Source organism: Pseudomonas khorasanensis, from assembly GCF_014268505.2.
GTDB classification, from domain to species: Bacteria; Pseudomonadota; Gammaproteobacteria; order Pseudomonadales; family Pseudomonadaceae; genus Aquipseudomonas; species Aquipseudomonas khorasanensis.
Genome location: NZ_JABWQP020000001.1, coordinates 64,246 through 75,102, shown reverse-complemented (window position 1 = coordinate 75,102; position 10,857 = coordinate 64,246). Strand labels below are relative to the sequence as shown.

The following is a 10,857-nucleotide window of genomic DNA, read 5'->3' as shown; positions in this document are numbered from 1 at the left end:
TCAGGCACAAAAAAACCGCCTCTTTCGAGGCGGTTTTTTTACCTTGCCGCTGGCTTATTCGGCCAGCTTGAAGGTGATGAAGCTGGCACGGCCCTGACGCAGCACGCGCATCGACACCGAACGGTTCTTCGGCAGCGCCTTGGCGATGTCGGTGAACTCCTTGGCAGAGCCGATGGCCTGGTTGTTCAGGTGGGTGATTACGTCACCCGGCTGCAGACCAATCAGCGCTGCAGGACCGTCCTGCACTTCCTTGATCACCACGCCTCCTTTGAGGTCGTAGGCTTTCTTCTGCTCCGCCGTCAGTTCGCCGACCGCCACACCGAGACGATTGCTGCTGCTCTCAGCGCCGGATTTCGGCAGACCTGCCAGTTCCTTGTCTTCATCCGGGATCGCGCCAACGGTCAGCTCTACATTCTTGCGCTTGCCTTCACGAATGACTTCCAGATTGGCCTTGGCGCCAGCCTTCAGCGCGCCGACCAGATGTGGCAGGTCAGCGGACATGACGATCGGTTGACCGTTCATGCTGAGGATCACGTCACCGACCTGCAGGCCGCCCTTCGCGGCAGGACCGTCATCCTGGATCTGCGCTACCAGCGCACCGGCCGGCTTGTCCAGTCCGAATGACTCGGCGAGGTCCTTGTTCACTTCCTGGATGACTACGCCCAACCAGCCACGGCTGACTTTGCCACCGCTCTTGAGCTGGTTGGAAACGTCCATCGCCACGTCGATCGGGATCGCAAACGACACGCCCATGAAGCCACCGGAACGGGTGTAGATCTGTGAGTTGATGCCGACCACCTCACCGTTCAGGTTGAACAGCGGGCCACCAGAGTTACCCGGGTTGATCGGCACGTCGGTCTGGATGAACGGCACATAGTTTTCGTTCGGCAGGCTACGACCCACGGCGCTGACGATGCCTTGGGTCACCGTGTGGTCGAAGCCAAATGGCGAACCGATCGCCACGACCCACTGGCCGGCCTTCAGATCCTGAGATTTGCCGAGTTTGAGCACTGGCAGATCCTTGCCTTCAATTTTCAGCAACGCCACGTCGGAGCGCGGGTCGGTGCCGACCAGCTTGGCTTTCATCTCACTGCGATCCGCCAGACGGACGAGAATTTCGTCCGCATCGGCAATCACGTGGTTGTTGGTGAGGATGTAGCCATCAGGAGAAATGATAAACCCCGAGCCCAGCGATTGCGCTTCACGCTGGCGACCATCACGCGGCGAGCGCTGCTGAGGCGGCATGCCGCGCTCGAAGAATTCACGCAGCATCGGTGGCAGGCCTTCCAGGTCCGGCATCTGCTGGTTCACTCGACGGTCCGGCAGTTTCTGCGTGGTACTGATGTTCACCACCGCTGGCGAGGCTTGCTCAACCAGTTGGGTGAAATCAGGCAGATCGGCCGCTTGCGCAGCAGGAACCGCCTGACCGAGCAACAGCACGGTGGCGAAGATGGAAAGATAAGACTTCAAACTAGGTATCGACATACAGCTCCCGTTACGACGAGCAGGGTTAAGCGATATGGAGCAAGGAACACCGGAAACCACAGACCGGCATTTTTTGTTCCGGGAACAACAAACAAGGCCAGAGCCGTGAGGCTGTGACCTATAAAAAATTTTCAGGGGATTTGCAAATGAAAATGCTCAGCAAACATTTCGACGTCTCGGCGACGAAGTGGAAATGACTGAAATCAGCTCACTGCTTGCTGGTCGCAGCGCCATCGCTATTACGCATCGATAGAGCGATTCGTTCGGCGGTGCCAATCGGGATTTCACCCACCACCGTTACCATCATTTCACCTTGCGGCGTGGTGAGGCGACGGGAAACCGCAACGGTCGGTCCAAGCTGCGTGCGGGTATCAGTGACCGTCGCGCCATTCAGCGGTTCGAGAAACACCGAGAAACGCGCCAGACCGTCGTCATACATCAGGCTGTTGACCTGCGTCTTGGTCTGCGAATCTTTGTGCGAACTGCTGCTGGTCAGCTCGAAGCCCGGAGGGAGCCAGTCTGAATGCCAGTTCTGAACGGTTTTCGCTGCAGAGGCCTTGTCATTGCCGACCGTAATCGGCTTGCAATCGGCGCCTGCCAACAGTTCGTTGTCCGGAGGAATTTCGTCGGTGTCGAGACTGGTGAACTGGAAGCGCTCGAGTAACTGCCCTTTATCGTTGAGCAGCAACGACTTGAGCGGTAGCCCGGTTTTCTTGTCCAGATGCAGTTCGAAACCGTAACGGTGCTGATCGCGAGGAGTCAGCGACACGATCACCGCATCACGACCCGCTACGCGCGACTTCCCAACGACGGCAAGGTCGTACCAGTTCTTGAGTTTTTTGGGGTCCAGCGCACGCGCAGCAGCACTGGGAGAATCCCCCAGCCCTGCAACCAGGGTGCCGCTGACGCATTGAGTTCGCCCATCAATGCGCACGACTTCCTGAGCCGAGCCATCGAGCTGCAACAGCCGCTCGCGGACCTGACCATTCTGGACGCGATGCCAGATGTTATGCGTGGAAAAACTGCCGTTGCGCTCGTAAACGAAAGTGCCGTTGAAGCTTTGCTGCTGCTCGGCCTGGCCCAGACGGGTCAACCAGTCCTGGGCCTCGTCAGCGTGGGCTGGAACAATGAACCAGCCACTGAGCAGAAGCGAAAGTAGAGGGATGGCGCGCATGATCCTCCTTAACGGTTTTCCAGACTTGCAGCACGTGCGTATGGCAGCGCGCTTTCGGTGCCTTTCAGAGCCGCTTCCTGCGCATGCTGACGCAGGTAACCTGGCAGACGCTGATCATGCCAGCCTGGCTGACCTTGCAGAACGCCATTGGCCATCGGGCCGGTCGCTTCCGAGCTTTCGCTGTAGCCTGCCAGAACCGCCGGGCCTTTGACCTGTGGAGTGGCAAGTGTAGGCTGGTTCGACTGCTGCGCCAGTTCAACACCGGCGATTTCGTCCTGGTTGTACAGGCGAACACCGGCCAGAACGGCAACGGTTACCGAAGCGGCAACAGCGAGGCGACCCAGATTGCGCCATGGGCTACGGGATACTTTGGCCGGGGCCGTTTCGTCTTCCAGCGCAGCAGACACTGCCGCAGCGATATCCAGACGCGGAAGCAGCAGATCCTTGTGCATGGCTGCCCGAGCGATCTGGTAACGAGCCCAGGTCTCACGGGTATCAACATCATCCAGTGCGCTGAGCACCCGACGCAATTCCAGTTCGTCCGCTTCGTTATCCATCACTGCGGACAGCGATTCCTGCAGGGCTTCACGACTCATGGCGTTCCTCTCTTGGCTGTCGCCGCTGTCTCAGTTTTCCTGCAACAACGGTTGCAGGGCTTTATCGATGGCCTCCCGAGCGCGGAAAATCCGGGAGCGCACGGTACCCACCGGACACTGCATGACGCTCGCAATGTCCTCGTAACTCAGACCATCGAATTCACGTAAAGTTAAAGCCGTACGCAAATCCTCTGGCAGTTGCTGGATGGTCCGATGGACAGTGCCTTCGATCTCATCCCGCAGCAATGCACGTTCTGGTGATTCGAGATCCTTGAGGCCGTGATCGCCATCGTAGAACTCTGCATCCTCGGAACTTACATCGCTATCCGGCGGCCGACGGCCGCGGGAAACCAGGTAGTTCTTTGCCGTGTTAATGGCAATACGGTAGAGCCACGTATAAAACGCACTGTCACCGCGAAAATTTCCAAGTGCTCGATACGCCTTGATAAAGGCTTCCTGAGCAACGTCCTGGGCTTCATGGGTGTCGTGCACAAAACGCACGATCAACCCGAGAATTTTGTGCTGATATTTCAGCACCAGCAGATCGAAAGCTCGCTTGTCGCCACGCTGTACGCGCTCGACCAGCTGCTGATCCTCTTCCTGGGTTAGCATGAACACTCCTCGATAAGCCCGGAGGAGACTTGCATTACTAAACGACCAGACTTGCAAACATAGACTCGGGCTTTTCGCAAAAGTTCTCCCCCTCCAAGCAAGTTTCCTGCGGGCTCTGATTTGGCACGCACGAAAAACGCAGCGCGGGATAAACCGGCTGCGCGAATAGTCTTGTTATCGGTTTCGCCGGCAGGAATCCAACCGAAGATTCCGCACTGAAGCCGACACTGTCCGTGGTTTCTGGCACCGTCTATTGATCTTGGGCCTTTGGCAAAAGTTCCAATTATTTATAGGCGTACCCACCTGACATTGTTGAACCTGGGTCAGAAAAGTCTGTTTCAGCGCCGATACAGGTGCGTATTCCTGAAACCTGAGAAGAAAACTTCCGACGAAGCACAGCGCTTTTTACGACGCAGTAGTCTCACAATGCCATCTGGGCCCGGCTATTGTGCCGCCCAACCCCTCTATATACTAGTGGGCTGTGTGGCTGTCTCGACTCGCCGATCAAGCTGTCTTGCGCCAACCCCGACCCGGGTCGCTTTGAGCGGAATCCTGAAATGAGCCAACAGTTCCAACACGATGTTCTGGTCATCGGCAGCGGTGCTGCCGGTCTGAGTCTCGCACTGACCTTGCCCGGTCATTTGCGCATTGCCGTATTGAGCAAAGGCGATCTCGCCAACGGTTCGACTTTTTGGGCTCAGGGTGGCGTCGCCGCCGTGCTCGATGACACCGACACTATCGAATCTCACGTCGACGACACGCTCAACGCAGGCGGCGGCTTGTGCCACGAAGACGCGGTGCGTTTCACCGTCGAGCACAGCCGCGAAGCCATCCAGTGGCTGATCGATCAAGGCGTGCCGTTCACCCGTGACGAGCAGTCTGGCACCGAAGACGGCGGCTTTGAGTTTCACCTCACCCGTGAAGGCGGCCACAGCCATCGACGCATCATCCACGCAGCCGATGCCACGGGCGCTGCCATTTTCAAAACCCTGCTGGCCCAGGCCAAAGAGCGTTCGAACATCGAACTGCTGGAACAGCGAGTGGCTGTCGACCTGATTACCGAACGGCGTCTGGGCCTGGAAGGCGATCGCTGCCTGGGCGCCTACGTGTTGAACCGCGCCAGCGGCGAAGTCGACACCTACGGCGCACGCTTTGTGATTCTCGCTTCTGGCGGGGCGGCCAAGGTCTACCTTTATACCAGCAACCCCGACGGAGCCTGCGGTGACGGCATCGCCATGGCCTGGCGTTCGGGCTGCCGGGTGGCGAACCTGGAGTTCAACCAGTTTCACCCGACCTGCCTGTACCATCCGCAAGCCAAGAGTTTCCTGATCACCGAAGCCCTGCGCGGCGAGGGCGCGCATTTGAAGCTGCCCAATGGCGAGCGCTTCATGCACCGCTTCGACAAGCGCGCAGAATTAGCGCCACGGGACATCGTCGCCCGAGCCATCGACCATGAAATGAAGCGTCTGGGGGTCGACTGCGTCTACCTCGACATCAGTCACAAGCCCGAATCGTTCGTCAAAAGTCACTTCCCCACTGTTTATGAACGCTGCCTGGGCTTCGGCATCGACATTACCCGACAGCCGATCCCCGTCGTCCCCGCCGCGCATTACACTTGCGGTGGCGTCATGGTCGATCAGAACGGCCGCACCGATGTGCCGGGGCTTTATGCGATTGGCGAAACCAGCTTCACCGGTCTGCACGGCGCCAACCGCATGGCCAGCAACTCGCTGCTGGAGTGTTTCGTCTATGCGCGCTCGGCAGCCGCGGACATTCTCGCGCAGCTGGACGATGTCGCAGCGCCGAGCGCCCTGCCCGCCTGGGACGCCAGCCAGGTGACCGATTCCGACGAGGACGTGATCATTGCGCACAACTGGGATGAGCTGCGTCGGTTCATGTGGGACTACGTCGGCATCGTGCGCACCAACAAGCGCCTGCAGCGGGCGCAGCACCGGGTGCGCCTGCTGCTGGACGAGATCGACGAGTTCTACAGCAACTATAAAGTCAGTCGTGACCTGATCGAGCTGCGCAACCTGGCGCAAGTCGCCGAGTTGATGATCAGTTCGGCCATGGAGCGCAAGGAAAGCCGCGGGCTGCATTACACCCTCGACTACCCCGACCTGCTGCCCGAGGCGCTCGACACTATTCTGGTGCCGCCCACCTACGCCGGCTGAACTTGAGCCGCACTCGCAGGCGCCGGTGCAGATCCGCCGCCTGCGAGTCCGGTGGCACGCAGATCGACCTGACCCGCCACTCCCCACGCAACCGGAAGCGCAACACCACGATCAATGGCAACGCCAGGCTGTCCGGCCGCAATTGCATGGATTGCCAGCCATGAGCCTGATTCCAGACTTGCCAGCCATCGCCGTCGCGCCGCAAGCCGCGAAAAGCGTGGGGATGGATGAGCAGAATCTGGCGAGGCAACGCCCAGGCCCCATGAACGAGACAGCCACAAGCGCCGAGCAGACTGGCCCAGAGCGGAATCGACAGCACAAACATCGAGCCCAGAGCGAATGCCTGGGCCAACAGATACGCCGCCAGCAACTGCCGTGAGGCATGCCAGCGGCATTCGAACGTATTACTTGGGCTGAACACGGTCCAGAATCATGCGAACCATGCGCTGCAGCTCCGGATCTTCGGATTCGCTGCGCTCCATGAACCAGCCGAACATGTCCTGGTCCTCGCACTCGAGCAGGCGAACATACAGATCACGGTCCACCTGATTCAGCGTGGCGTAAACCTCCTGCACGAACGGCACCAGCAACACGTCAAGCTCAAGCATGCCGCGACGGCTGTGCCAAAAGAGGCGATTCAGTTCAACTTGTTCGACCATGAGGCCCTCCTCGAAATTGGCGGCAAGTATACAGCCCCGAGGCGGGTCGCACAGTCGGCTTTGGTCGGGCACCCTTGATCCTTTATCAACTACCCATTTCAACAACGCGCCCTTATGATGTGCCCCAGTCTATTTACCCTGCGATGACCCATGGCCGATTCTGCTTTTTTCTGCACCCTGTCTCATGAAGGCGTACTCGCGGTTCGCGGTGCGGACGCCGGAAAATTCCTGCAAGGCCAGTTGACCTGCAATATCAATTACCTGAGTGACACCCGCGCCAGCCTCGGCGCCCGCTGCACGCAGAAAGGCCGGATGCAATCGAGCTTCCGCATCCTGCTCGAGGGTGACGGCGTGGTGCTGGCCATGGCCAGCGAGTTGCTAGAGCCGCAGCTGGCGGACCTGAAAAAATACGCGGTGTTCTCCAAATCGAAACTGACCGATGAAAGCGCCGCCTGGGTGCGCTTCGGCCTGGAGCACGGCGACGCCGCCCTTGCCAGCCTCGGTCTGGACCTGGCAGTGGAAACCGACAGTGTCGTGCGCCACGAAGGTCTGATCGCGATTCGCGTCTCGCCCGACCGCGCCGAACTCTGGGCGCCCGCCGAGCAGGCTGACGCGATCAAAGCCAAACTGGCCACAACGCTGCCTGAGGCGCAACTCAACCAATGGCTGCTGGGCCAGATCCGCGCCGGCATCGGCCAGGTCATGCCGAGCACCCGCGAGCTGTTCATCCCGCAAATGCTCAATCTTCAAGCCGTTGGCGGTGTGAGTTTCAAGAAAGGCTGCTACACCGGCCAGGAAATCGTCGCGCGCATGCAATACCTGGGCAAGCTCAAGCGTCGCCTGTACCGCTTGAGCCTGAACGCGGCCGAGTTGCCTGAGCCCGGCACGCCGCTGTTCGCTCCGAGTCACAACAGTGCGATCGGCGAAGTGGTGCTCGCGGCCAATGGCGAAGGAAACATTGAACTCCTGGCCGTGTTGCAGGCCGAAGCTGCCGAAGCCGGCGATTTGCATCTGGGCGCCCCTGAAGGCCCCGCGTTGCACGTGCTCGACCTGCCCTACGAACTGGATCGCGACCGCGAAATCCAGCGCTGATCGCAGCATTGTTGCAACACCCTAGAGAGTCTAAATGAGCGAACTGGCGGAAAAGGTCCAACAGGATTTGGTTGAGGCCATCGATAACGATGACCTGGTTCTGCCCACGTTGCCGGAAGTGGCCCTGCAGATTCGCAAGGCCGCCGAAGACCCGGAAATCAGCGTCAGCGATCTGAGCAAAGTCATCGGCCGGGACACCGCCCTGTCGGCGCGCCTGATCAAAGTGGTCAACAGTCCGCTGTTGCGCGCCGCGCAGGAAGTCACCGACCTGCACACCGCCATCACCCGCCTGGGCATCAACTACAGCAGCAATCTGGCAATCGGGCTGGTGATGGAGCAGATCTTCAATGCCCGCTCCGAGGTCGTTGAACAGAAAATGCGCGAAGTCTGGCGCAGCAGCCTGGAGATTGCCGGCGTCAGCTATGCGTTGTGTCGCCGTCACACCCAACTCAAACCCGATCAGGCGGCACTCGGCGGGCTGGTGCATCAGATCGGCGTGCTGCCGATTCTGACTTACGCCGAAGATCACAATGAATTGCTGTCAGACGCCGTCAGCCTTACCCACGTGATCGAGCAGATTCATCCGTTGCTGGGCGAGAAATTGTTGCGGGTATGGGATTTCCCCGAGCGCCTGGTGCAACTGCCGTTGCTCTATCAGGATTTCAATCGCGAGTCGTCGCGCATCGATTACGTCGATGTGGTGCAAGTGGCGAATCTGTATTGCCGCAAGGGCACCGACCATCCGTTTGCCCGGATTGATCCGCTGAATGTCCCGGCGTTCAGGAAGCTGGGCATTGATCCAGAGAACAGGCAACTGTGCGCGGACCTGGAAGAATCGCGGACGATGTTTTACTGATCCGGGACCCAGGCGCGACTTTCGCGAGCAGGCTCGCTCCCACAGGAACGATGCATTTTCAATGTGGGAGCGAGCCTGCTCGCGAAGAGGACACGGCGCTCACCCCGCAATAAAACTGACCCGCACCTTCAACCCCGCCTGCTCGCCATCATGCAAAGTGATTTGCGCCAGGTGCGCCCGGCAGATCTCGCCAACAATCGCCAGCCCCAGCCCTGAACCCGCGACCTGCTGATTACGCCGGTAAAACCGCTCGAATACCCGGTCGCGTTCTTCCAGCGGAATCCCTGGGCCGTCGTCTTCCACTTCGAGCACCGCCGGTGCCGTCACGCGCAAAATCACATTGCCGCCCGGCGGCGTGTGAGCCAGCGCGTTGTCGACCAGATTGCTCAGCAGTTCGTTGAGCAACGTCGGCTCGCCACGCAGCCACACAGGTTCGTCCGCCTCCAACGCCAGTGCGACCCCGCGCTTGTGCGCCAAAGGCGCCATGGCCATGCCCAGTTCCCGGGCCAACTGACTCAAATCGAGCAACTGCGCACCGCCCTCGGCAATCGCCCGGGCGCCATTTTCGACGCGGGCCAGCGATAACAGCTGATTCGCCAAGTGGGTCAGACGATCCGTGCTTTGCGCAGACGACTCCAGGGTCGTGCGCCAGGTCTCCGGCTCACTGGAGCGCAGGCCCAGTTCCAGCCTCGCCTTCAGTGCCGCCAAGGGTGTGCGCAACTCATGGGCGGCATCGGCGATGAACTGCGCCTGCCGCTCAAACTGACCGCGCAGGCGTTCGGTGAAATGGTTGAGGGCACGCACCAACGGCCCCAATTCATGCTGTACTTCCACCAGCGGCAACGGCCGCAGGTCGTCGGGCTGACGCTCCTCGACGGCGGTGCGCAAACGCTCCAGCGGGCGCAGCGCCGCGCTCACTGCAAACCACACCAACAACAAGGCGCCGACGGCCAGCATGCCCAAACGCAGCAAAGTATCCGCCGCCAGGCTGCGCGCCATGCTCACCCGCGCTTCGTCGGTTTCGGCCACCCGGATTTCCGCCATGCCGTTCATGTTCGGCTCGCTCACGGCTTTGAGCAGGCTGACCACGCGCACGTTCTGGCCGTTGTAAGTCGCGTTATAAAAGCGCGCCAGCGCCGGATAGCTGTCGGTTCGCGGCGTGCCGAGCGGTGGGCCGGGCAGGTTTTCGTAGCCGGAAATCAGCTTCTTGTGGATATCGTTGACCTGATAATAAATACGTCCGGCACTGTCATAGGCGAATGTGTCCAGCGCCACGTAAGGCACGTCGGCGCTGAGGCTGCCATCGCGCTGCGACAGCCCGGCAGCGATGGTTCGCGCCGAGGCCAGCAGCGTGCGGTCATACGCGGTGTCGGCCGCTTCGCGACCATTCCAGTACGCGCTCAAACCACTGGCGAGCATCAGCACCACCAGCAACCACCCAAGGTTCCACAACAGACGCCAGCGCAGACTGCTGGGCTTATGCATCGCGGCTTTCCAGCAGATAACCGAGGCCACGGAACGTCACGATGGCCACAGGCTGGCCGTCGAGTTTCTTGCGCAAGCGGTGCACGTAGATTTCGATGGCGTCAGGGCTGGCTTCTTCATCGAGGCCGAACACCTGCGCCGCCAGTTGCTCCTTGCTCATCACTCGCCCCGGCCGGGCGATCAGCGCTTCGAGAACGGCTTGTTCGCGGGACGTCAGGGTCAGCAATTCTTCGCCCAGGGTGAAGCGCCGGGTGTCGAGGTCATAGGCCAGCACGCCACAGCGCTGCTGACGCTCGCCGCCCAGTACGCTGCGCCGCAACAGCGCTTTGACCCGTGCCTCCAGTTCAGTCAGTTCGAACGGTTTGGCCAGGTAATCGTCAGCCCCGAGATTGAGCCCATGGACGCGATCTTTCACGTCACTGCGCGCCGTCAGCATCAACACAGGCAAGTTTTTGCCGCGCGCGCGCAATCGCGCCAGCACCTCGAAACCGTCCATGCGCGGCAGACCGACATCGAGGATCGCCACAGCATATTCCTCACTGCCCAGCGCCAGGTCGGCGGCCACGCCGTCGTGCAACACATCCACGGTCAGACCGGTGCTCTTGAGCGCCTGAGCCACACTTTCGGCCAGCGGCAGATGGTCTTCGACAAGCAGGACACGCATGGATTTTTACCTCGTTCAGGGTTGGCCGACGCCACGCTTTGCCGCGGAGTTTACAGCCGC

At 60.2% G+C, this 10,857-nt stretch carries 11 protein-coding genes; 3 read left to right on the top strand and 8 right to left on the bottom strand.

Going from position 1 to position 10,857, the window contains the following annotated elements; all coding sequences use genetic code 11:
* Positions 1 to 54: 54 nt before the first annotated feature.
* From HU727_RS00380 to rpoE, 4 genes are all read right to left on the bottom strand, one after another.
* Positions 55 to 1,485 (bottom strand): DegQ family serine endoprotease, encoded by a 1,431-nt coding sequence (locus HU727_RS00380; protein ID WP_186532206.1) that lies wholly within the window; start codon positions 1,483 to 1,485, stop codon positions 55 to 57.
* A gap of 208 nt (positions 1,486 to 1,693) precedes the next feature.
* Positions 1,694 to 2,659 (bottom strand): MucB/RseB C-terminal domain-containing protein, encoded by a 966-nt coding sequence (locus HU727_RS00375; protein ID WP_186532207.1) that lies wholly within the window; start codon positions 2,657 to 2,659, stop codon positions 1,694 to 1,696.
* A gap of 8 nt (positions 2,660 to 2,667) precedes the next feature.
* The gene (locus HU727_RS00370) at positions 2,668 to 3,255 is read right to left on the bottom strand and encodes a sigma-E factor negative regulatory protein (RefSeq protein WP_186532208.1); all 588 of its coding nucleotides are present in this window, start codon (positions 3,253 to 3,255) and stop codon (positions 2,668 to 2,670) included.
* A 30-nt stretch (positions 3,256 to 3,285) separates the two neighbouring features.
* Complete coding sequence (rpoE, locus tag HU727_RS00365; protein ID WP_003172477.1) at positions 3,286 to 3,867, bottom strand: RNA polymerase sigma factor RpoE/AlgU; 582 nt, start codon at positions 3,865 to 3,867, stop codon at positions 3,286 to 3,288.
* Positions 3,868 to 4,424: 557 nt separating this feature from the next.
* Between rpoE and nadB the strand changes: the two genes are divergently transcribed.
* Complete coding sequence (gene nadB, locus HU727_RS00360) at positions 4,425 to 6,041, top strand: L-aspartate oxidase (protein ID WP_186532209.1); 1,617 nt, start codon at positions 4,425 to 4,427, stop codon at positions 6,039 to 6,041.
* On the opposite strand, the gene HU727_RS00355 is transcribed toward nadB, so the two are convergent.
* Together HU727_RS00355 and HU727_RS00350 are read right to left on the bottom strand one after the other, a co-directional pair.
* Complete coding sequence (locus HU727_RS00355; RefSeq protein ID WP_186532210.1) at positions 6,010 to 6,462, bottom strand: protein YgfX; 453 nt, start codon at positions 6,460 to 6,462, stop codon at positions 6,010 to 6,012. The genes nadB and HU727_RS00355 overlap by 32 nt on opposite strands.
* Complete coding sequence (locus HU727_RS00350) at positions 6,446 to 6,700, bottom strand: FAD assembly factor SdhE (protein ID WP_186532211.1); 255 nt, start codon at positions 6,698 to 6,700, stop codon at positions 6,446 to 6,448. The genes HU727_RS00355 and HU727_RS00350 overlap by 17 nt, the downstream gene beginning before the upstream one ends.
* A 150-nt stretch (positions 6,701 to 6,850) precedes the next feature.
* Between HU727_RS00350 and ygfZ the strand changes: the two genes are divergently transcribed.
* Both ygfZ and HU727_RS00340 read left to right on the top strand, forming a co-directional pair.
* Positions 6,851 to 7,792: a CAF17-like 4Fe-4S cluster assembly/insertion protein YgfZ gene (gene ygfZ / locus HU727_RS00345; RefSeq protein WP_186532212.1), complete on the top strand. Its 942-nt coding sequence runs from the start codon at positions 6,851 to 6,853 to the stop codon at positions 7,790 to 7,792.
* Between the two features lie 34 nt (positions 7,793 to 7,826).
* Complete coding sequence (locus HU727_RS00340) at positions 7,827 to 8,648, top strand: HDOD domain-containing protein (protein ID WP_186532213.1); 822 nt, start codon at positions 7,827 to 7,829, stop codon at positions 8,646 to 8,648.
* A gap of 99 nt (positions 8,649 to 8,747) precedes the next feature.
* On the opposite strand, the gene HU727_RS00335 is transcribed toward HU727_RS00340, so the two are convergent.
* The gene (locus HU727_RS00335) at positions 8,748 to 10,133 is read right to left on the bottom strand and encodes a sensor histidine kinase (RefSeq protein ID WP_186532214.1); all 1,386 of its coding nucleotides are present in this window, start codon (positions 10,131 to 10,133) and stop codon (positions 8,748 to 8,750) included.
* Positions 10,126 to 10,797, bottom strand: coding sequence for a response regulator (locus tag HU727_RS00330; protein WP_186532215.1), 672 nt, complete (start codon positions 10,795 to 10,797; stop codon positions 10,126 to 10,128). Before HU727_RS00330 ends, HU727_RS00335 begins: the two co-directional genes overlap by 8 nt.
* Between the last annotated feature and the right edge of the window lie 60 nt (positions 10,798 to 10,857).

Coding starts and splice junctions, on each gene's coding strand:
- HU727_RS00330 (WP_186532215.1), bottom strand. CDS start 10,797: ATGCGTGTCCTGCTTGTCGAAGACCATCTGCCGCTGGCCGAAAGTGTG.
- HU727_RS00340 (WP_186532213.1), top strand. CDS start 7,827: ATGAGCGAACTGGCGGAAAAGGTCCAACAGGATTTGGTTGAGGCCATC.
- HU727_RS00350 (WP_186532211.1), bottom strand. CDS start 6,700: ATGGTCGAACAAGTTGAACTGAATCGCCTCTTTTGGCACAGCCGTCGC.
- rpoE (WP_003172477.1), bottom strand. CDS start 3,867: ATGCTAACCCAGGAAGAGGATCAGCAGCTGGTCGAGCGCGTACAGCGT.
- HU727_RS00380 (WP_186532206.1), bottom strand. CDS start 1,485: ATGTCGATACCTAGTTTGAAGTCTTATCTTTCCATCTTCGCCACCGTG.
- ygfZ (WP_186532212.1), top strand. CDS start 6,851: ATGGCCGATTCTGCTTTTTTCTGCACCCTGTCTCATGAAGGCGTACTC.
- HU727_RS00335 (WP_186532214.1), bottom strand. CDS start 10,133: ATGCATAAGCCCAGCAGTCTGCGCTGGCGTCTGTTGTGGAACCTTGGG.
- nadB (WP_186532209.1), top strand. CDS start 4,425: ATGAGCCAACAGTTCCAACACGATGTTCTGGTCATCGGCAGCGGTGCT.
- HU727_RS00375 (WP_186532207.1), bottom strand. CDS start 2,659: ATGCGCGCCATCCCTCTACTTTCGCTTCTGCTCAGTGGCTGGTTCATT.
- HU727_RS00370 (WP_186532208.1), bottom strand. CDS start 3,255: ATGAGTCGTGAAGCCCTGCAGGAATCGCTGTCCGCAGTGATGGATAAC.